The 22,573-nt window shown below is 32.4% G+C and carries 19 protein-coding genes and 2 riboswitches; of the genes, 11 read left to right on the top strand and 8 right to left on the bottom strand.

Going from position 1 to position 22,573, the window contains the following annotated elements; genetic code table 11:
• Positions 1-66 precede the first annotated feature (66 nt).
• Complete coding sequence (gene cbiM, locus P8V03_RS12180; protein ID WP_318798308.1) at positions 67-1,062, top strand: cobalt transporter CbiM; 996 nt, start codon at positions 67-69, stop codon at positions 1,060-1,062.
• A gap of 96 nt (positions 1,063-1,158) precedes the next feature.
• Here the strand turns inward: cbiM and P8V03_RS12175 are convergent, their stop codons facing one another.
• Positions 1,159-2,871: a methyl-accepting chemotaxis protein gene (locus tag P8V03_RS12175; RefSeq protein WP_318798307.1), complete on the bottom strand. Its 1,713-nt coding sequence runs from the start codon at positions 2,869-2,871 to the stop codon at positions 1,159-1,161.
• Between the two features lie 149 nt (positions 2,872-3,020).
• Entirely contained in the window at positions 3,021-3,164 is a 144-nt protein-coding gene (locus tag P8V03_RS12170) for a hypothetical protein (RefSeq protein ID WP_318798306.1), read from the bottom strand.
• Positions 3,165-3,520: 356 nt separating this feature from the next.
• Here P8V03_RS12170 and P8V03_RS12165 point away from each other — a divergent pair, with 356 nt between their 5' ends.
• From P8V03_RS12165 to pepT, 6 genes are all read left to right on the top strand, one after another.
• On the top strand, positions 3,521-4,585 hold the full coding sequence (locus tag P8V03_RS12165) for an HD-GYP domain-containing protein (protein ID WP_318798305.1): 1,065 nt from the start codon (positions 3,521-3,523) through the stop codon (positions 4,583-4,585).
• 230 nt (positions 4,586-4,815) lie between these two features.
• Positions 4,816-5,175, top strand: a complete 360-nt coding sequence (locus tag P8V03_RS12160) for a response regulator (protein ID WP_318798304.1) — start codon at positions 4,816-4,818, stop codon at positions 5,173-5,175.
• Positions 5,176-5,435: 260 nt separating this feature from the next.
• Positions 5,436-6,494, top strand: a complete 1,059-nt coding sequence (locus P8V03_RS12155) for a sensor domain-containing diguanylate cyclase (protein WP_318798303.1) — start codon at positions 5,436-5,438, stop codon at positions 6,492-6,494.
• Positions 6,495-6,523: 29 nt separating this feature from the next.
• The gene (addA, locus tag P8V03_RS12150) at positions 6,524-10,297 is read left to right on the top strand and encodes a helicase-exonuclease AddAB subunit AddA (protein WP_318798302.1); all 3,774 of its coding nucleotides are present in this window, start codon (positions 6,524-6,526) and stop codon (positions 10,295-10,297) included.
• 120 nt (positions 10,298-10,417) lie between these two features.
• Positions 10,418-11,959, top strand: coding sequence for a methyl-accepting chemotaxis protein (locus P8V03_RS12145; RefSeq protein ID WP_318798301.1), 1,542 nt, complete (start codon positions 10,418-10,420; stop codon positions 11,957-11,959).
• A 188-nt stretch (positions 11,960-12,147) separates the two neighbouring features.
• On the top strand, positions 12,148-13,380 hold the full coding sequence (gene pepT, locus P8V03_RS12140; protein WP_318798300.1) for a peptidase T: 1,233 nt from the start codon (positions 12,148-12,150) through the stop codon (positions 13,378-13,380).
• Between the two features lie 192 nt (positions 13,381-13,572).
• Here pepT and P8V03_RS12135 read toward each other — a convergent pair whose 3' ends face one another.
• Positions 13,573-14,520 carry a patatin-like phospholipase family protein gene (locus P8V03_RS12135; protein WP_318798299.1) on the bottom strand — a complete coding sequence of 316 codons (948 nt, stop codon included), beginning with the start codon at positions 14,518-14,520 and terminating at the stop codon, positions 13,573-13,575.
• A gap of 285 nt (positions 14,521-14,805) precedes the next feature.
• On the opposite strand from P8V03_RS12135, the gene P8V03_RS12130 reads away from it, so the two are divergent.
• Complete coding sequence (locus tag P8V03_RS12130; RefSeq protein WP_261671397.1) at positions 14,806-14,928, top strand: hypothetical protein; 123 nt, start codon at positions 14,806-14,808, stop codon at positions 14,926-14,928.
• 42 nt (positions 14,929-14,970) lie between these two features.
• On the opposite strand, the gene P8V03_RS12125 is transcribed toward P8V03_RS12130, so the two are convergent.
• The 5 genes from P8V03_RS12125 to thiD all read right to left on the bottom strand — a co-directional run bounded on the left by P8V03_RS12125 (position 14,971) and on the right by thiD (position 19,004).
• On the bottom strand, positions 14,971-15,609 hold the full coding sequence (locus tag P8V03_RS12125; RefSeq protein WP_318798298.1) for an amino acid ABC transporter permease: 639 nt from the start codon (positions 15,607-15,609) through the stop codon (positions 14,971-14,973).
• 20 nt (positions 15,610-15,629) lie between these two features.
• Entirely contained in the window at positions 15,630-16,451 is an 822-nt protein-coding gene (locus P8V03_RS12120) for an amino acid ABC transporter substrate-binding protein (RefSeq protein WP_318798297.1), read from the bottom strand.
• A 299-nt stretch (positions 16,452-16,750) separates the two neighbouring features.
• Positions 16,751-17,362, bottom strand: coding sequence for a thiamine phosphate synthase (thiE, locus tag P8V03_RS12115; RefSeq protein WP_318798296.1), 612 nt, complete (start codon positions 17,360-17,362; stop codon positions 16,751-16,753).
• Positions 17,353-18,174, bottom strand: a complete 822-nt coding sequence (gene thiM, locus P8V03_RS12110; protein WP_318798295.1) for a hydroxyethylthiazole kinase — start codon at positions 18,172-18,174, stop codon at positions 17,353-17,355. Before thiM ends, thiE begins: the two co-directional genes overlap by 10 nt.
• A gap of 26 nt (positions 18,175-18,200) precedes the next feature.
• On the bottom strand, positions 18,201-19,004 hold the full coding sequence (gene thiD, locus P8V03_RS12105) for a bifunctional hydroxymethylpyrimidine kinase/phosphomethylpyrimidine kinase (protein ID WP_318798294.1): 804 nt from the start codon (positions 19,002-19,004) through the stop codon (positions 18,201-18,203).
• A gap of 162 nt (positions 19,005-19,166) precedes the next feature.
• Positions 19,167-19,266, bottom strand: a riboswitch (TPP riboswitch).
• A gap of 234 nt (positions 19,267-19,500) precedes the next feature.
• Here thiD and P8V03_RS12100 point away from each other — a divergent pair.
• The 3 genes from P8V03_RS12100 (at position 19,501) to P8V03_RS12090 (ending at position 22,573) form a co-directional block, all read left to right on the top strand.
• On the top strand, positions 19,501-20,403 hold the full coding sequence (locus P8V03_RS12100) for a D-alanine--D-alanine ligase (RefSeq protein WP_261671390.1): 903 nt from the start codon (positions 19,501-19,503) through the stop codon (positions 20,401-20,403).
• 173 nt (positions 20,404-20,576) lie between these two features.
• Positions 20,577-20,689, top strand: a riboswitch (SAM riboswitch).
• Positions 20,690-20,973: 284 nt separating this feature from the next.
• Positions 20,974-21,939, top strand: a complete 966-nt coding sequence (locus P8V03_RS12095) for a methionine ABC transporter ATP-binding protein (protein ID WP_318798293.1) — start codon at positions 20,974-20,976, stop codon at positions 21,937-21,939.
• Entirely contained in the window at positions 21,932-22,573 is a 642-nt protein-coding gene (locus P8V03_RS12090; RefSeq protein WP_261671376.1) for a methionine ABC transporter permease, read from the top strand. The genes P8V03_RS12095 and P8V03_RS12090 overlap by 8 nt, the downstream gene beginning before the upstream one ends.

Raw genomic sequence — 22,573 nt, 5'->3', positions numbered from 1 at the left:
TTATATAAATATGTAGAAAGTTATTATTTTATATAAATGATATATAAGTTTAGGGGGTTTTTACAAATGCATATTCCAGATAACTATTTAAGTCCATCTACCTGTGCTGCTGTAGGAGTGGTAATGTTACCAGTGTGGAGCAGGGCTGTTAAAAAAGTAAAAGAAGAAGTAAGTAGAAAAAAGATGCCTATACTAGGGGTTTGTGCAGCTTTCTCGTTTTTAATAATGATGTTTAATGTACCAGTTCCAGGAGGTACAACAGCTCATGCTACCGGTGCAGTTTTAATTGCCATACTTTTGGGGCCTTACGCAGCAACTATTTCTGTAACCATAGCACTACTAATTCAGGCACTATTCTTTGGTGATGGAGGAATACTAGCTTTTGCTGCAAATTGTTTTAATATAGCCTTTGCAATGCCGTTTACAGGGTATTTTGTTTATAAATTGGTAAAGAAAAAAATGAAAAGCAATAATGGAGAATATATAGCAGCGTTTCTAGGTGGATATGCAGGAATACTTGTGGCAGCTTTTTTTACAGCTCTAATGTTTGGAATACAGCCTATTCTCTTTAAGGATTCAACAGGTGCACCAATATATTGTCCTTATGGTTTAAACGTAGCTATACCAGCTATGATATTACCACATTTACTTATAGGTCTATTGGAAGGTGCTATTACCGCTGGAGTGTACGGTTATCTTAAGAAGATGTCCCCAGGGGTTATATATGAAGACAGAAGTACAAATAATAAGTCTTTATATGGATTATTAATAGGAATGATAGTATTATGTCCTCTAGGACTTTTAGCAACGGGAACTGCTTGGGGAGAGTGGGGAGCTGATGAAATAAAAGAGGTTATAGGATATGCTCCTAAAGGAATTGAAAATGGATTTAGCTTTAATTCAATAATGCCTGACTACAGTGTAAATGGTAGTAATGAAGTAATTGGATATATTGTTTCTGCTATTGCAGGAGTTGCCATTATCCTGATATTGTTCAAGATAATGGGTTCCGCTAGAAAGCGTAAAGTCTCTGCTAATAGTGACGCTAAAGATGTTTCATAGTTAAAAGAAAAACTTTTGACATTCAGCTTAGGCTGGATATCAAAAGTTTTTTTAAATTATATAGACCTAATTTTACTAAGAATTATTGTATATAAATTACAGTTTGAATTTACTAACTAGTGAGTTAAGAGTCTCTATGGTTCTGGACTGAGTCTCAGCCATTAAGGCAACCTGTTGAACGTGCTTTAAGGTTTCACCTACATTTACAGCTATTTCAGAGGAACTTGCAGAGTTTTCTTCAGCAGTGGCAGATACAGTTTGAATTGTATAGTTAACAGTATTTATTGTTGAAGATATTTCATCTACATTGGATGCTAAGTCTTGAGTAAGTTCATTTAATAATTCAGCATCTTTTTCATATTGAATTCCTATATCTACAAAGGCATCATAGTCTTTACTTACAGTATTTTCAATATAGTTTAAAATATCTGAGGCATTTAAAGCTAGGCTAGTAAAGGAGTTTTCAACTTGCAATACTACTTGCTGAATGGTGGCTGCTGATTCGCTAGATTGCTCAGCTAACTTACGTACTTCATCAGCTACAACGGAAAAGCCTCTTCCCTGTTCACCAGCACGAGCAGCCTCAATTGCTGCATTTAGTGCCAGAAGGTTAGTTTGCCCTGCAATATTTGAAATAGCATCTGCCATGCTTTTTATTTCTGAAACCACCTTTCCCTCTTCTATAGACTTTAATATATTTTTTTCTTTTTCTCTATAAAGATTGCCGGATAGCTTAGAGCGTTCAGAAGCTTTACTACGGATATGAACAGCTCTTTCTTTTATTTCTTTTGAATGATTGCTTCCTATGTCAGCTTTTTTAGCAAGTTCTTTTGTAGTAGCTTCAATTTCTTCAGTGAAAGCACTTATTTCTTCAGTAGAAGCACTGGTTTCCTCAGAGGTCTTAGCAATTTCTTTAGTAGAATTGTCTATAATACTCATTCTATTAGAAATTTCCCCTACCGAGTTTATAAACTTTGTATTAGACATGTTAACATCCTTGGAGGCAGTAACGACCTGTTCTATAACATTTCTAGAATTTCTAATAGCAACATTTAAAGCTTTAATAAGAACACCTATTTCATCATGAACTTTAACGGAGGCTTGGCCGGTAAGATCTCCAGCTTCAAGTTGTTTAGCCAGTTTCATCCCTTTATTTAACTCATTAGATATAGAGTTAGATAAACTTATTCCTATAATAATTGATATTAGAAAGGCTAATATAGTTATCCCTATCATAACATTTGATGAAGCTCTAGATGTACTTAGATTTTTATCATTAGTATTACTAGCAATAGTTTTATTTATCTCTATTAATTCTTTAATATTTTTCTCTACTTTGCTTTGTGCCTCATTCATCGTTGGCATATATGCAAGTAACTGATCATAATTATTTTCCTCTGCTAACTTAAGAGATTTATTACGTAAGTTTCTGTAAGTAAGTAAGCCTTGGGTAAATTCGTCCATTTTAGTCTTCTCATGAGAAGATATATCGGTGAATTGATACTTTGTTAACAAATGATCATCTTCTTCTGATAACCTATTTATAATATCTATTCTTTCCTTTACTTTAGAACTATCTTTTTCATATGCAATTAGTAAGAAGTTACTACGAATGGTTAATAGGTTTTTCTCAATAGTAGATAAATAATCAATAACCACTAGATTATTTCTATACATATCTTGTCCACTAAGGGCTAAGCTTTTCATACTATTTGTTGCAATAGTTCCTGAAAGGGCAATTAATAGTGACACTATCATAAATGCAGCAATTAATTTTGTTTTTATCTTTAGGTTTAAAAAAAATCTCATGGCTTTACTCCTCTCTTATGAAATGTTTTAAGTTATAAAATATTACAAAATTTATTATATTATATCATATGTGGATAATTATTCATACAATAACTAGAAAGACTGTCTTGTAATACACATTTATGCATTATAAGGCAGCCTTAGCTTGGTTATAAATCTTCAAATGTAACTTTTAGACTTTCAGAAAAGAGAACTTTTTTTGAATCTATAATTACCTTTCTAGTATCCATTGCTTTAAATCTAAAGGATACTAGAATATCTATATCATCCTTATGTAGTTCAGAAAATCCCAAAGGAAGATCTTCATCATTTAATCCCATTCTAACTGAAGGGAGGTACTGAGTTTTTGTACCATGACCACTTCAACAAGCATTTCCTCCTATTAAAGTCATGTCCAATATTATGGTGCTGCATTTTTTCTTTCTTAAATAATTTTGTGCTTTTTCTGTGATTATAATATCCAAAATAAACACCTCCTATAGTAGATTATAAAGCAAAAATAAAAATAATAAAATAAGCTTATCAAGTATAAAGATAATACTATAAAAGTAATTGAATCTGTGTAAAGCATGAATTAAAATATAAGTATACAGTCAATTCTGAAAAAAATATAAATTCTTTGATTATATTTTAGAAATGGGGATATTATATGAGATTTGAGTTAGTTAGAAACTTAAAGGGGAATGAAATATTAGCCAAAAGTTTATTTGATGGTTATGGTAGGGTTTTGCTTCCTTCAGGGACAAAACTAAATATATCTTACATAAATAGAATAAGGCAAAGTGGTTTTTATTACATCTATATAGAGGACAAGGATTTAGAAGATATAAAGTATGATAGAAATATAGAAAATCTAAAGCAAACTACTCTTAAAAGGCTTCCCAATATGTTTCATAGTATAATTGATGGGAATAGAACTAAAATAGAAGAATCTTTAAGGGTTATAGAGGAATTGACTAGCTATATTATAGAAGAAGGGGATATAAATACAAATTTATATGAAGTAATAAAATATGATAACTATACCTATGTGCATTCTATTGATACAGGAATAATGTCCATATTTTTAGCGAAGATGCTGAATCTGAAAATTTCATCCATAAAGGAAATTGGAATTAGTTCTATATTGCATGATATAGGGAAAATAGTAGTTCCATCAGAAATCATAAATAAAAAGGGAAGGTTTACGAAAGAAGAGTTTGAAGAGGTGAAAAAACATCCTGTCTATGGTTATAGAATTCTAAAAAATGCAGGTATAAAAAACAACAATATTCTAGCAGGCGTAATAGAGCATCATGAAAGAGTTGACGGAACAGGGTACCCCTTTGGAGTAAAGGGAGGGAATATAAATCAACATGCTAAAATAATTAGTTTGTGCGATGTTTTTACAGCAATAAGTGCTGATAGATGCTATAGGAGTAGATTTAAGCCTAATGAAGCTTATGAATATATATTATGTAATGTTAACACTATGTTTGATAGAGATATAGTTACTAAGTTTAAGGAGAATTTTTATATTTATCCTTTAGGTGTATGTGTAAGACTTTCTAATGGTGTGGAAGGATATGTAGTGAGACAAAATAAGTCACTACCAGATAGACCGGTGGTAAGGGTAAATTATAATTCGGCAACAGGAGAGAGAATACCTTACCATGATATAAATTTACTAAGTGCAATAAATGTAACTATAGACTCTATTGTTGGAGAGGGTTAGATGAGTATAAGTTGAATATCATGGGAAAAAGAATGGATAGCCACTAAAATAAAAATATTTTCTGGAATTATAAAGGAAATGTTATAAAAATATGTTTAAAGTATCCTTCAAATATGATATTATTCTTCTGTAAACGATGCGATGTTGGTAAGACTATTTATATTATTTTAAACTTATATGAGAATCATTAATATGAATAGTATGAAAGGAAAAATGAAGGAGGAGTAGAAATGGCTACAGTATTAGTTGTTGATGATGCAGCTTTTATGAGAATGATGCTTAAAAATATGCTTATTAAAAATGGCTTTGAAGTGGTTGCAGAGGCTGAAAATGGGGAAAAAGCAGTGGAGATGTACAAGCAGTACAAACCTGATTTAGTGACAATGGATATTACAATGCCAGATATGGATGGTATAGAAGCTGTTGAACAGATAAAGCTAGTGGATTCAGGTGCAAAAATTGTTATGTGCAGTGCTATGGGACAACAAGCTATGGTATTAAATGCAATTAAGGCAGGGGCGAAGGATTTTATAATAAAACCCTTTGAAGAGGAGAGAGTTGTTGCATCTTTAAAACAGATTTTAGAATAAATTTTTAATAAGGCAGCTTTTATTTGATAGTTTAATGAATTGGTATTAAATTGTTAAATAGAAGCTATTTTTATTTATTATAAAATTCTAGTTGTAGGGGTACTTTGTACACAACTTATGGAAAATGTATGGTAAATATGTAGTGAATTATGTTATGCTATATATAAGGTGTTTTATTTACATTAAATTCATTTTATTCAAATAATATCTACATTTATAAGCATGTTTTAATATATGACTTAAATATAGGGGAGAGGTATATGGTGTCATTACTGAAAAATTATAATCATTTAAAAAATGAATATGAGAATTACCAGAAGCTTGCAGAAGAAACCATTCAAAAACAAAGTATGAAAATTACTGAGTTAGATAAGAAGTTAGACATGTTATCTCTTATAGTAGAAATTAGTGAATATATAAATAAAAGTTTAGGTAATAGCGAAATAGCAGCTATGATAAATGACATAATGATAGGAATTTTAGGAGTTACTTATTCAAGTGTTTATTTAGTGGAAAATAGAAAGCTTAGGTTGAAGGCATCAAACTTGAGTAATACGAAGCACCATCAGATTGTAGAAGTATTTAATTGCAAAAATGTAGCTAATCTTAATACTAGTTTGTTAAACTCTGTTTCAAGTATTAGTACTGATAGTAATGTAAAAATTCACTCTTCTATTACAATGCCTATATATATGAAAGGTGACATTTTAGGACTAATCATCGTAGAGCATAATATCTATAACTATTTAAGTCAGGATCATGTTAGACTATTAACAGCACTTACTAATCAAATTGCCATATGCCTGGAAAATAACAGATTATACAATCAGATTAAACAAAATTCTCAGAAGGATTGCTTAACCGGGTTATTTAATAGAAAATATTTTTTTAGCATAATACAGAAAAAGATAGCTAACAACGAAAAAGATTTTGCAATTGTTATGTTGGATATAGATAACTTTAAAAAGTGTAATGATACATACGGCCATCTTTATGGTGACGTAGTTATAAGAAGAATTAGCCAAATTGTAAAATCAAACATTAGAAAAGAAGACATAGTTGCTAGGTATGGAGGGGAAGAACTAATAATTTATATGTATGATGTTAAGAATGTCATAGATGTTTATAATAGAATGGAACAAGTAAGAGAAGTTATAGAGAGAACGGTGATTCAATATAAGGATGTAAATGATGGAGTAACTGTTTCTGTAGGTATTGCTCTTAAAGAAAAGGAAGAAGATTTAGAGCAAATAATAAGAAAAGCTGATAAAAATTTATACACAGCAAAGCATTTAGGAAAAAATAAGGTTGTTTATTAAAAAATTATAAGTAAAATCAGGTGATAAATATGGGTACAAAATGGACAAATGAGCAAAAAGAAGCTATTTTTACAAAGAATTGCAATCTATTAGTAGCTGCTGGTGCCGGCGCTGGTAAAACAGCAGTGCTTGTAGAAAGAATAATACAGAGAATAACCGATGAAAAAGAAAATATTGATATAGATAATCTGCTAGTTGTGACCTTTACTAATGCTGCAGCTGCAGAAATGCGAGAAAGAATAGGAAATGCAATAGCTAAGGAGCTGGAAATAAGACCTGAGTCAAAAAAACTCCAGAGACAGCTTACTTTATTAAATCAAGCAAACATAATGACTATACATTCTTTCTGTCTTCAGGTTATAAAGAATAATTTTCATATCATAGACTTGGATCCTAGTTTCAGAGTTTCTGATAACACAGAAGCTATACTTTTAAAACAAGAGGCAATAGAGGAACTTTTTGAAGAAATGTATGATAACACTGATAACAAAGAATTCTTAAGGTTGGTAGATTCATACAGTGGAAAAAATGATGTAAAGATTCAAGGCATGGTACTGGAATTATATGAATTTGCTAAAAGTACTCCTTGGCCAGAAAAATGGCTTGTTGAAATGGCAGAAAGTTTTAACGTAAAAGAAAACTTTGATTTTGGAAGCTCAAAGTGGGCTAAGGTAATTATGGATTTTTTAAAGCTAGAATTAGAAGCACATAAAGACAGTATGGAAAAGGCAGTGAATATAGTAGAAAATGCGGAGGGAATAGACTATTATTTAGAGCCTTTTAAAATAGAGCTTAATAATATCTATTCCTTAATTAATTGCAGATCTTGGGAGGAACTACAAGAGGGTTTTGCTTTATTAAGTTTTCAAACAATTCCTGTTAAAAGAAACAAAGATGCAGATAAAGCAGCCAAAGAAAAGTCGAAAAAAACCAGGGATAAGGTTAAGAATAAGTTAATAGAGATAAAGGATGATATTTTCATTGATGCCTATAATATAGGAAAGAATTTAAAAGAACTATATCCTATGATGAAGTGCCTCTGTGAACTTGTAATTGCATTAGATGAAAAATATAGTGTTAAAAAACGGGAAAGAGGAGTAGTAGACTTCAGTGACATAGAACACTTTTGTTTAAAAATACTTACAAGAGACCAGGGAGGAATTACAGAACCCTCTGATGCAGCATTAGAGTATAAACAGCACTTTGAAGAAATTCTTATAGATGAGTATCAGGATAGTAATGAAGTTCAAGAAGTAATTATGAATATGATAGCTAACAAAAATAATATCCCAAATATGTTTATGGTGGGAGATGTTAAGCAGAGTATTTATAGATTTAGGCAAGCAAAACCTGAATTATTTTTGGAGAAGTACAGCAGTTATTCAGAAGAAGAAGGTACTAGGGAAAGAAAGATAAAACTATTTAAGAACTTTAGAAGCAGACCTGAAATAATAGATGGAGTTAATTTTTTATTTAAACAAATAATGTCTGAAGAGGTAGGGGAACTGGAGTACGATGAAGGTGAAGCATTAAAGTCTGGTGCACAATTCCCAGAACTAGCAGGTAGCTGCAGCAATGATCTTAGTCAAGAAGATATTGACGGTATAAATCAAAGAGATTTTTGTGGTGGGGACATTGAGCTTCATATAATTGACAAGAAGAATAGTGAGGCATCTGAGGAGGAGAAAGAAGAGAACAGCGAAAATAGTGAAGATACAGATGAAGAAGAAGTAGATAATATTCAAATAGAAGCAAGATTTGCGGCAAAAAAGATAAATGAACTTATTAATTGCCAGGGGAATAGAGCATTTAAGGTTTATGATAAAAATATTCAAGGTTATAGACCGGTAAGTTATAAAGATATAGTTATACTTATGCGTGCCACATCTAACTGGGCCCCTACCTTTGTGGAGGAGCTTACAAAGGCAGGAATACCGGTGTTTGCAGACACCTCAAGTGGCTATTTTGATGCTGTGGAAATAAGAATCATGGTAGCACTGCTTCAAATAATAGATAATCCTATTCAAGATATTCCGCTAATTGCAGTTCTTCGTTCACCTATAGAATCCTTCTTACCAGAAGAACTAATAGATATTAGAATGGTAAATAGGGAAGTATCTTTTTATGAAGCGATGAAGAGTATAGCTGAGGAAGTAAGTGAAGAAGATAGTATAAGTTCCGAATTAAAAAATAAGGTAACTAATTTTCTAAATAAACTGGACAAATGGAGAAAAAAAGTTCTACATATGTCTATGGATGAGTTTATATGGTATCTTTACACAGAAACAGGATACTATGGATTTGTAGGTGCCATGCCAGGAGGTCCTCAAAGACAAGCGAATTTGAGAGTGCTTTTCGAAAGAGCAAAACAATACGAAAAAACTAGTTACAAGGGACTCTTTAACTTTATTAATTTTATCAATAAGCTTAAAAGCAGCAGCGGAGATATGGGCAGCGCAAAGATACTGGGAGAAAATGAAGATGTAGTTAGAATTATGAGTATACATAAAAGTAAGGGTCTGGAGTTTCCAGTGGTTATACTTGCAGGAGCAGGCAAGCATTTTAACCTAATGGACATAAATAAGAGTATATTGTTTCATGGAGAATTAGGACTTGGCCCAGATTATGTTAATCCAGATAGAAGAATTTCTTACCCAACAATAGTGAAACAGGTATTAAAAAGAAAAATAAAAATAGAAACCTTATCAGAGGAAATGAGAATTCTGTATGTAGCTTTTACAAGGGCTAAGGAAAAGTTAATTATAACTGGAATGGTAAGCAATATTTTAAATGTAGCAGAAAAATGGTATGAAGCTTCAGGATCTGGAGAGAGCAAAGTTTCAAGATATGCGACATCAAACGCTAGAAGTTACCTAGACTGGATAGGACCTTCTATTATAAAGCATTCTGATGGAAGCCTATTAAGAGATATGTTAGACATAGAGAATAAAGCAGGCTCCTTTTCTGATGATAACTCTAAGTGGAGCATTAAAATATGGCATAAAGAGGAATTTAAAATCAAAGTTGAAGAAGAGGATGAAGATGACGATATAGTAAAGGAGTTAGAGGTTGCTAGTTCAATCAATGATTTTAGTGGTCATAAAAGGGAGATTGATAGAAGGCTAGAATGGAATTACAGATTTAGTCATTCCAGCAGCATACCAGCTAAGTTTTCTGTTTCTGAATTAAAAAGAAAGTTTGATTTAGTAGATAAGGAAGAAAGCAGAGATATAGATACCTCTATAATACTGAAGAAACCGAGATTTATTCAAGAAAGCAAACAGCTATCTTCAGCAGAAAAAGGGTCGTTAATGCACCTAGTAATGCAGCATTTAGATATAAAAAGAGTTTCCACCTATGAAGAGATAGAGATGCAGGTAACGGAATTTGTAGATAAGGAGTTTTTGACAAAAGAGGAATCAAAGGTAATTGACATAAATAAAATACTTAGATTTTTTCAATCAGATTTAGGAAAAAGAATGAAATCTGCAAAACAAATACATAGAGAGACTCCTTTCTTTATGGAACTTCCTAGTACAGAAATTTATGAGGATTTGTCTGAGGAAATTTATAACGACGAGAAGATATTAATTCAAGGAGTAATAGATTGTTATTTTGAAGAAGATGATAAATTAGTACTATTAGACTATAAGACAGATTTTGTGGAAGACATAAATCTAATTAAGGAGAAATACTTTACTCAGGTTTATTACTATAGAAGAGCCTTAGAGAAGATGACAGGCAAAACTATTAAAAATGTATATTTATATCTATTCTTTAAAGATCAAGTGGTGGAAATGTAATTTCAGTACTTAAAAATAAGTTTGTATTTTAGGTATACCTGGGAAAGTATCATAAAAAATTTCGCAGTCTAGGTATACCTTCAATTATACATTATTTATTTATACAGGGGGGGATGAAGTATGAAGATTACAGTAACTATACTTTTATCAGCATCTATAGGTGCATTGTTATCTTTTATAGTATGTACATTATATTATGGAAAAACATCTAGAAGGCTTCAGCAATTTAAAAAGGATTTGTCCTTAATTTCAAATGGCCAGTTAGCTGTAAGAGTAAAAAGTCAGGGAACTTTAAAGGAGGTAGCTGACAGTATAAATTCCATAGTAAAGAACAGTAAAAGAATTTTGTGTGAAATATATGAGGTTTCCCAGAAGAATAGAGAATTATCTTCAACTCTTCAGGAAAATACAAAGCAAACAGAAAAGGCTTCGTCGGAAATAGCTCAGTCAATGCTAGCTATTACAGAATCTACCTATAAACAATCTCAGGATGCAGAATCTACAGGAGAAAGCACAAGACAAATGGCTGAGAATGCAGAAAAAATAGCTAAGTATGCAGAGAGTACACAAGATGCTGCAGAAGAAATGATTAGGGTAATTAAAGACAATGAGCAGATATTTAGTAGTATAGTAGACAAAATGAAAAATATAGGGGAAAATAGTACAACATTGGTTTCTAATGTTCAATTACTTCATGATAGGGCTGAAAAAATAAATAGTATAGCTTATGTCGTAACAGATTTAAGTGAAAGGACAAATCTTTTAGCGTTAAATGCAGCTATTGAAGCTGCACGGGCAGGAGAACATGGTAGAGGCTTTACCGTGGTGGCAGAGGAAGTAAGGAAATTGGCAGAACAATCATCTATATCTGCAAAGGAAATTAGAAAGCTGATTGAAGATATAAATGGAAAAATAAATGAAATAACTAAGGAAGCTAGTACACAGGCTTTAGGCATAAAGGAAGATGTGGAGTTTGCAGAGGAATCTAAGCTTTCTTTTGATAAAATAAGTAAGTCCACTAAATCTACCTATGAATCTGTGAACCAAATACACATACTAGCTGAGGAAACGACAGCTATGGCAAATAATGTTGATGAACTTGTAGAGAATGTAGTGCTAACAACACAGGAGTCACTATCTTTTGTGGAAGAAGTTTCAGCTGCTGTAGATGAACAGAATGTATCAGTGCAACAAATTAGTGAGTTGATAGTAAAAACAAATAAAACAGCGGATGATATAGATATAAAACTAAAGGAGTTTATTAATAAGGTAAGTTTAGGTGAAGAAGAGAATAGAATAATAAAAGAAGGCTTTGATAAACTAAAAAAAATATCCGATTTAATTATCTCAAGGTCTTTAGATATAGATAAAGGATCTGAATTATTAAAAAATCAAATGAATATTTATAATGAATTTGAATATATAGGTCTAATAGATAGTAAGGGAATAATGAAATCTGCCAGTCATCCTATATCAGAGGATAACAATGATTTTTCATTTAGGCCTTACTTTAAAGAAGCAATTCAAGGAAAAGAATATAACAGTGAACCGTATATTTCAAATGTTTCTTTTAATTATTGCATAGCTATAGCTGTTCCTTTTAAAGATGCAAAAGATAAAATTGAAGGGGTAATTATGGCTGATGTGTGTATAGAAAATTAAAAAAGATGCCATATTATATTAAGTTAAAATATAATATGGCATATATTATGCATTTAATAATATTAAATATTAGACTATTTGACAATTTTTTAGCACCTTATCACAGTAAATTGTCATTTTAGGATAATAGTGATATAATTTGTAAAGAAACTCAATTAGATATTATCAAATTATAGGGAGGGAATTAAATGTCAAAGGTTATTGAAAAGTTTTTAAAATATGTAAAGATTGATACTGTGTCAGATGAAGAGTCTAATACTGTTCCAAGTACTTCAAAGCAATTGGTATTAGCAGAGGAATTAGTAAAAGAGCTGAAAGAAATGGGAATGAAGGATGTATCTGTGGATGATAACGGATATGTCATGGCTACTCTTCCAGGAAATGTTGATAAGAATGTCCCTGTAATCGGTTTTATAGCGCACATGGATACAAGTCCAGAAATGTGTGGCACTAATGTAAATCCTAAAATCGTTGAAAACTATGACGGAGGAGATATAGTTTTAAACGAAAAAGAAAATATTGTTCTTCGTGTTGAAGAATCTCCAGAGTTAAAAGATTACGTAGGTAAAACTCTAATAACTACTGATGGAACAACATTACTTGGAGCAGACGACAAGGCTGGTATTGCTGAAATAATGTCTGCTATAGAATACTTAATAGCACATCCAGAAATTAAGCATGGTGATATTCGTGTTGGATTTACTCCAGATGAAGAGATTGGCCGTGGAGCAGATCACTTTGACGTAAAGAAATTTAATGCTGATTTAGCATATACTGTTGACGGCGGAGTAATCGGAGAATTAGAGTATGAAAACTTTAATGCTGGAAGTGCTAAAGTTACAATAAAGGGAAGAAACTTCCACCCAGGATATTCTAAAGATAAGATGATAAACTCAATACTTGTAGCAAATGAATTTATAAACATGCTTCCTGCAAATGAAACTCCAGCTACAACTGAAGGTTATGAAGGCTTCTATCACCTATTAGCTATAAATGGCGGTATCGAGAAAACTGAGCTTAATTATATAATCAGAGATTTTGATGCAGAAGGATTTGAAAATAGAAAAGCTTTCATAGAAGAAGCTGTTAAGAAAATAAATGAAAAGTATGGATTTGATTTTGTATCAGTTGAAATAAAAGAGCAATATAGAAACATGAAAGAAAAGGTTGAGCCTGTAAAATATATTGTAGATATAGCTTTCGAAGCTATGGAGTCAGTAGGAATAAAGCCATTAGTTAGACCTATAAGAGGTGGTACTGATGGAGCAAGACTTTCATTCATGGGACTTCCAACACCAAATTTATTTACTGGTGGACATAATTTCCACGGTAGATTTGAGTATATCCCAACTTTTGCTATGGAAAAGGCAGTTGAAGTTATTGTTAAGATAGCAGAAATATACTCAACAAGAGAAAAATAGAAGTATTATACGTAACAAAAGTTTAGAGCACTAAATACCGGTGTGTTTGATAGAGGTATACTGCTTGAAAGCCCTCATTTCGGGAATAAGCTTTCTGCGCAGTACACCTCTGCCTACATACACAGGCTGCCAAATCTAATTTTTAAGGCCCCTTTGTGTTGCAGCATACTTATATGTTGTAATGCTTTTATTTTAAGGAAGCAAAAGCTTTGAGTTAGTATTAGTATGCCTGTATTTTCCTAAGTATTCTTCATAGTTCCAACTCTTGTGAAATTTGGCGGCACTCCTGTATCCGGATTTGAACAGTTTTAGGCTTTGACTTTTGGATAAATAAAAGTCTGTAGGGTTAACGCCAAGAGTAGGAATAAGTACAGTTCTAATTAGATTTTCCTCTTTCAACCACTCTCTATTCTTTTCAGCAGACATAGTACCTGCAATATCAAATAAAAAGGAGATAGGATCTTTCTTTCCCTGTTTAGTGTTACTTATCTCAGTGCTATCGAATTTAAAGCCAATTGTCGGCCAGCGAGGAGTTCCTTTAACATCAAATATGCTTATTGGAAAGTTGCAGCAAACAGCACCATCAACTATATAGCTTAAGCCATCTGCATGTAAGAATTCAACAGGTTTAAAGTAAAAGGGAATGCTTATGCTCATTCTTACAGCTTTTGCTATTGAAAACTTCATAGGATCTATTCCGTAGTCTGGTAAGTTATCTGGAAGTATCAGAGTTTTTCGTTTAGTTATATCTGAAGCTACTATCTTAAGTCTACATTCTCCATTAGTAGTAACATCCTTAAATTTTCTTATACCTTTCTTTTTTAAAAGTTTATGAATCCATTCTTCAACATAGTCTCCAGAGTAAATTCCCTTTTCCACTAAAAAACCAAGGGCTTTTCCTAGTAAAGGAACACGTTGAAGGCCATTTTTATCCAAAAAGTCTCTAAAATCCATTTCCGATAATATTTTATTCATTTCCTTAGCGGTGTAACCTGCAGCTAGAAGGGCTGCGACTACAGCACCAACAGAGGTACCTGCAACTCTTTGCCAGTGATATCCTTGGGTTTCCATGTAATTTAAAGCACCAATAATTCCAATTCCTCTCATACCTCCGCCTTCAAAAACTGCATCAGCTTTCAAAATTAATCACCTTCTTTTATTTTACAGTATATATATATATTATTACTGGTTGTTAAGAAAGGTTATATCAAATCTGAAAAAATATTTATTAAATGGAAAGCATTTTTCATATACAAAAAAAACTCATTATGATATATTAGAGTAACATTTTTATAGGAATAGAAATATACTGTGAGTATAAAATAGTATAGAATTCATTTGATGAAATACCAATTGACAATTACAAGATATGGTGGTAATATTTTACAGTATCGACAAATTTATAAAGAAAGGTAGGGATTATTTATGAATAAAAACAAAGGTTTTCAAATTCCAATGGATGTTATTGAAGAATGTTTAAAAGAGTGTTTGGACAATACTGGTAATGAAAATGGAAAAGAAAAAACAAGTTCTGTTAGCAGTAGGTAACTAGAACCTGTTCATTACAATTTTTTGCATTTCTATATAAGACTAATAAAATGAATACTTCTTTTCTAATTTTCTAAACATCAGCACTAATAATGAGGTGATCAAAAGATATACAACGGCAGCTATTATAAATGGTGTTATAGTAAAATCTCTTGTAACCACTTCTTTAGCAGCCCTGAGCAAATCACCGATACCTATAGCTGCAACTAGTGCCGTATCCTTTATAAGGTTTATGGCTTCATTACAGACAGGAGGAATAACATTCCTTGCTGCCTGGGGAAGTATTATTCTTATCATAGTTTGACGATAGTTCATTCCGAGAGCTTTGGCTGCCTCAAATTGACCTCTATCAACTGATTCAATACCAGCTCTAAAGGTTTCAGCTAAGTATGCTGCATAGTTTACAGTAAAAGCTATGCTAGCGGCAGTTAATGGTGTTAATCTTATGCCTACTACAGGAAGACCAAAGTATGTGAAGAAAAGTTGAAGAAGTAAAGGGGTACCCCTAAAAGCCCATGTATATAAGCTTAAAACTGCCTTCAATGGTTTAATTTTTGAATTTTTCCCTAAGGCTACAAGAATGCCTAGGGGTACTGAACAAACTGCTACTATTATAAATAACTCTAAGGTTATTATGCTCCCTTTTAGTATAAATCCTGTAATATCCATAAGATTAGCCATTAAAACCACTTCCTAACTAGTTATTTTGTAATTATATCTTTTCCAAACCATTTTTGAGATATTTTATCTGCTGTTCCGTCAGCCTTCATAGCATCTAGAGTTTTATCAAGTTCTTCTTTAAAGCTATTATCGCTCTTTCTTATACCTACTCCATAATCTTCTTTTCCGAAATCTTCATCAAGAACCTTGTACAAGCCAGGTTTTTTAGATATGTAGTATCTTCCTACTACTTCGTCAACAATTACTGCATCTACACGGCCTTGATTTAAATCCATTAAAGCCTCTGTATTATTTGAATATTTTCTAGTATCCTTTAATGCACTTGAAGTTTCCTTATCAGCTGTTAAAGCAGTTTCACTGCTGCTTCCTAGTTGAATACCAACTATCTTACCAGATAAATCTTTTTTACCTTTTATAGTAGAATCACTTTTTACAACAATAATTTGTTTGTTTTGAAGATATACATTTGAAAAAGCTATCTGTTCTTTTCTTTTGTCTGTTATAGTTAAACCATTCCAAATTACATCTATGTCCTTATTATTTAAGCTAAGTAGAACACCATCCCATTGAACAGGTTTAAATACAGCCTTTACACCCATTCTCTTTGCAACTTCCTTTGCTAAATCAATATCAAAGCCAACAATTTCTCCTTTATCGTCTTTAAATCCCATTGGTGGAAAGCTGTCATCAAGCCCAACAACAAATTCTCCTTTTTCTTTAATCTCTTTTAAGGAATTATCTTGAGCTTGGCTACCATTAGCTTGTTTACTATTGCCACATCCTGAAAGTATAAGACCTATGGAAAGTACTGCTATAGTTAAAATTGATAATTTTTTTTTCATTTTTGAATCCCCGCCTTTTTAATTATTTAATTACAATACCTATTATACTTTAGCGTATTAAATTTGTAAAGTAATAAAATGAAATTTTATAAGATTTTAATTATAAGTTTAAAAAATTATATTATTATCCGATTTTATGTAGTTATATAGATTAAAATTTTGTGAGTTAGGAGGGGCAATTTGAAGGTACAGGTTTCAGATACTCAATTATTTGAAAAGGAAATAGTTCGCAGTTTTAAAGGATTCTTATGGATAAAACTACGAACTATTTCTTTATTATGAGAAAAATGAAGACAAATTTATAATTTTAATGACCTTGCCGCAGCTTTAATATCTTCTTTTCCTAGCACTGCCGATATAATAGAGATTCCATTTACTCCAGTAGCTAAAACTTCCCTGAAGTTACTTTCATTTATGCCGCCAATAGCTACAGCAGGTATATTGATATTCTGGTAAATATCTTTTAGAGTCTCTATTCCTAGCGGTACATCTATGTCTTTTTTTGTTCCAGTGTAGAATATGGCACCAATACCTAAATAGTCTGCTCCATCTCTTTCTGCTTCTAAAGCTTCCTCTAAAGTTCCTGCGGAAATGCCTATAATCCTATTTTTACCTAATATTTTTCTAGCAATTTTTAGAGGCATATCATCTTGACCAAGATGAACTCCATCTGCATTTATAGCCTGCGCAATGTCTATTCTGTCGTTTATTATAAGTGGAATCTTATAGTGGTCTGTTACTTCTTTTACTTCTAAAGCAACCTTAAAAAATTCTCTTGTGGAAATGTTTTTTTCTCTAACTTGAACCATGGTGACACCGCCAAGTATTGAATCTTCTACTACAGTTTTTAAACTTCTGCCCTTTAGAAAACTTCTATCAGTTATAAGATATAAGCTATAGTCTATTTCCATGTTATTCTACCTTCTTCCATAAGTTTTTCTTCTGTTAACGTATAAATACAGTCAATTAGTTTTACTCTAAAGCTTCCAGGAGCCTTAGCTATTTCATGAGCTTCTTCTCCTGCTAAATTCATCGAAAGAATTGCTGTTACAGTGGATATAAATTTATCTTCAGATACGGCAGCTGTGCCTCCGCAAAGAGCTCCAACCATACATCCAGCACCAGTTACTTTGGTTAACATTTCGGTGCCATTTTCAATAATTGCACTGCGAATACCGTCAGTTATGTAATCCTTTTTTCCAGTAGCTGCAACTACACAATTATATTTTTGTGCTAGTGCAATGCAGGCATCTAAGGCATCGTCACCATTATCTAAGGAATCAACACCGCGAACTTCAGAGGATTTTCCAGCTAAAAATTTTATTTCTCCAATATTACCTTTAATAACATCAACTCTTCCAAGCTCTAAAATTCTATTTATTACAGAAAGTTTTCTTGGAATAGCTGCACAAGCCACAGGATCTAATACAACAGGAACATTATTCATTTTTGCAGATATACTAGAGAGCACCGCTGCTTCTTCCTGTTCCTTAGTCAAAGTTCCAACATTTAAGTATAAAGCAGATGAAATTTTAGTAAAATCAAAAACCTCATCATAGGCTTCACACATAGCAGGTGAAGCTCCATAAGCTAAAAGTACGTTGGCACAATCATTTATTGTTACGTAGTTAGTTATACATTGAACAAGCGGAACCTTGCTTCTAAGTTCAGTGAAGGTATTACATACTTCTTTAATATAAGTGTGTTCAAAGTTATTGCTCATTTTCATTCCCCCAAAATATTTATATTTTATTCATAAGAAATCTTTGCTTTTTTATAAACTTCTATAAAATGACCTACAGGACCAACACCATGTCCTATAGAAAAAGAATTTTCTATAGCCCTAGTTATATATTCTTTGGATAGGGAAACTGCTTCTTCTACAGAGTTCCCTTTAGCTAGGTAAGATGCTATAGCTGAGGACAAGGTACAGCCTGTACCATGAGTGTTTTGAGTTTCTATTCTATGACCTTCAAGGGTTATAAATTTATCTCCAGAAAGAAGTATATCGTTGGCATCATTGCATCTATGGCCACCTTTTATTAATACATTTTTTGCTCCAAGTTCCTTTATTTTTAATGCTGCAGTCTTCATCTCTTCAGCATTTTGTATTTTCATTCCAGTTAGCACTTCTGCCTCAGGAATATTTGGTGTTACCACCTCTGCAATGTATATAAGATTCTTTATGGCTGATTCTGCCTCAGGTTTTAATAAAAAATAACCACTTTTAGATACCATAACTGGATCTAATACAATATTTTTAGCATTGTATTTTTTTAGTAAGTCTTTAATTATTTCTATAGTTTTGCTATTGGATACCATACCAATTTTTACAGCATCTACAGTTATGTCTTCAAAGATAGATTTTATTTGAGCTTCCACAAGCTCCTCTGTAACCTCCATGACATTTTGAACCCCTATTGTATTTTGTGCGGTTATTGCAGTAACTACACTCATTCCGTAAACACCTAGGGAACTCATAGTTTTTAAATCAGCCTGAATACCTGCGCCTCCACAACTATCTGAGCCGGCAATTGTTAATACTTTTTTCATTTTAAACACCTCTGCTTTGCCGTGGGAGAGTTAGCTAATTGGACTAAAATTGCTTTGAACCGGATATAGGTAAAAAGTAGGAAGGGTAAAAGACAGGCTTTTGTATAAATTTAAAATAAAAAAGTGTATTGCGGAAAAGCAATACACTTATAGTAACAAAGTGATATAATACGACTTGCTTCCCTACGCCAGTGTTAACCGGATCAGGTTCAAAGGGTTAGAAAAAACTCTTCTCAGCCTTATGGCACCCCCACAAAAATTTATTTAATTGTTCTACTATTACTTTAACATACTTATCCAAAACTGCAACAGTTAAAATAGCCTGTTATACATAAATAGTTTAGCTTATTTTCAGTACTTCTTAAAAAAGCTGAGTTTCTTATACTAATGAAGCCACTTTTATTATAAAATAGAGGAAAGGTGGTACTTAACTTATTTCAATAATATTAATACAATATTATTAAGAAAAGTAAATAAGGTGTATGGAGGAATGAAAATGAAGATTGGAGTTATTATGGGAGGAGTATCCTCAGAAAGAGAAGTATCTTTAAACTCAGGGAAAGAAATAGTTAAATACTTTAATAAGGATAAATATGAGGTTGTTCCTATAGTTATAGATAAAAAAGATGATGTAATGGAAAAAGCTAAAGATATAGATTTTGCATTTATTGCTCTTCATGGAAAATTTGGTGAAGACGGAACAATACAAGCTGTACTGGAAACAATGGACATTCCATACTCAGGCTGTGGACCACTTACCAGCGGAATATGTATGGATAAGGATATAACTAAAAGAATACTAAGACAGTCAGGAATAAATACTGCTGATTGGTTATGCGTTAGAAGTGTAGATGAGATAGACTATGATTATATAGATAAGATGGGATACCCAGTGTTCGTAAAGCCAAATAGTGGTGGTTCTAGTGTAGCTACAAACTTGATTAAGAAAAAAGAAGATATAGAAAGTGCAGTAAGCTTAGCATTAGATTACGATAAGGAAGTTATGATTGAAAAGTATATAAAAGGCGATGAAATAACTTGCTGTATGTTAGACGGAAAAATGATAGCTATAATAGCTATTAAACCTAAAGCTGAATTCTTTGACTATACAGCAAAATATGCTGATGGAGGCTCAGATGAAATAGTAGTACAATTTGAAGAAGGCTTACAAAAGAAAATTGAAGAAATGGCATTAGAATGCTGGAAGGTTCTAAAATGCAGTGTATACGTAAGAGTAGATATGATAATAAAGGAAGGCGTACCTTATTTACTTGAGTTAAATACTTTACCTGGAATGACAAAGAATAGTCTATTCCCTAAAGGGGCAAAAGCTGTAAATATGTCTTACAGTGATTTATTAGATAAAGTAACAGAATTATCCTTGAAAGAAGTAAGATAGATTTGTAAAGGTGAAACTTAGGTCCGGTGGGGAAGAACCTTCACCGGATTCTGTTTACATCAAAAATGTCAAAGATATAAAAATTATTTGAAAAGATAAAATTTCAATAATTTTTATTGACAGTGTAAACTTACATTGATATAATTAAACACATAAATTAAATAAAGAACTTGAACTTATCAAGAGAGGTGGAGGGACTGGCCCTATGAAGCCCAGCAACCAGTATTGTTGTTTAAACAATAATACAATGGTGCTAATTCCTACAGCGTAAGCTGGAAGATGAGAGGATATCGTTGAGATTTTAAGCTCGAGGTTTTCCTCGGGCTTTAATTTTTGTGTATCTGCTATTTTCCTAGAAGGTATCTTCTGAGGAAATGTAGTACTAAAGGCTTAATTTTAAAATTCAATATTGGGCAACTATCTTAGGCACAACCAAAGTAGATCTTGGATATTACATACAAATTTCACTTTAATAATGTGAAATTTTACAAAGTTGAAGTTTTAATAGTTTACCATTGTAAAATAAAAACGTTACGGAGTATGCTTAGATAATTAGGAAGGAGAAATTAGATGATTGAAATTAAAGATGTAAATAAAAGTTTTTCTAATACAAAAGTTTTAAAAGAGGTAAGTCTAGATATAAAAAGGGGTGAAATTGTAGGAATAGTTGGACATAGTGGTGCTGGAAAGTCAACTCTTTTAAGATGTCTAAACGGGCTTGAAAGCTATGATAGTGGCAGCATAAGAGTTATGAGTAAAGAAATAGAAGAGCTAAGTGAAAGGGAATTAAGGAGCTTTAGAAAGGGGCTTGGTATGATATTTCAAAGCTTTAATCTCTTAAATAGAAAAAATGTATATGAAAATGTAGCTCTTCCACTAGAGGTATGGAACTATAGCAAAGTTGAAATAAATGCAAGAGTTACAAATTTGCTAGAACTTGTAGGCCTTAAGGATAAAATGAACAGCATGCCAAGAGATCTAAGTGGAGGACAAAAGCAAAGAGTAGCTATAGCCAGAGCTCTTGCCCTTCAACCAGAAATTTTATTATGTGATGAGGCAACTTCAGCACTAGATCCAAATACAACAAAATCTATACTTAATTTAATTAAAGAGATAAATGAAAAACTAAACATAACAGTTGTTATTGTTACCCATCAGATGGAGGTAGTAAAACAGATATGCTCAAAAGTAGCCATTATGGATAAGGGGGAAATAAAAAGCTTAGGTGATGCAGAGGAGTTATTTTTAAAGCCAGACAAGCATCTGGAAAAGCTGCTTGGAGAGGAGGAGCTGTTGCCTGAGGAGGGAGTCAACATAAGATTATTCTTTCCGAAAGAACAAAGTCAGCAGGCGATTATAACATCTATGGCAAGAGAACTTAATATAGACTTTTCAATAGTTTGGGGGAAGCTGGAAAAATTCAGGGATAACGTATTAGGAAGTCTTGTTATAAATACTACAGAAGATAACAAGACAAATATTTGCCAGTTTTTAAATTCAAAATCTATAGCTTGGGAGGTGATTGATAATGCTTAGAGAGGTTCTAATGACTGCCTTAGGGCAAACTTTATACATGGTTATGGTTTCTACCATCTTAGCAGTTGCTATAGGATTTATACCTGCAATTATACTTGTTATTACAAGTGAAAAGGGGTTAAAACCAAATAAGGTTGTTTATAAAGGCTTGGATTTTATAATAAATATCCTAAGATCCTTCCCCTTTATAATACTGATGATAGCTATATTCCCATTTACCAAGTTAGTAGTTGGAAAAACCATAGGAACAACAGCAGCTATTGTACCCTTAACTATAGCAGCTGCACCTTTTGCAGCAAGAATAATAGAATCAGCTATGAAAGAAGTAGATCCAGGAGTAATTGAAGCTGCAAGGTCTTTTGGAGCAAGTAATTGGCAGATAATTTTTAAAGTTATTCTTAAAGAGGCCATTCCATCAATAATACTGGGAGTTACTTTGACAGTTATTAGCGTAGTTGGATATTCCGCTATGGCTGGTGCCATCGGTGGTGGTGGACTAGGAGATGTAGCTATTAAATATGGATACTATAGATTCCAAACAGATGTGATGATTTATACCGTTGTTATCCTCATTGTAATTGTGCAGCTTTTCCAGAGCATGGGGGATTTTATCTATAAGAAGCTTAGTAAATAG

This window comes from Clostridium tanneri (assembly GCF_033659955.1).
Lineage (GTDB): Bacteria > Bacillota > Clostridia > Clostridiales > Clostridiaceae > Clostridium_AM > Clostridium_AM tanneri.
This window is presented reverse-complemented; position numbering and strand designations above follow the sequence as displayed.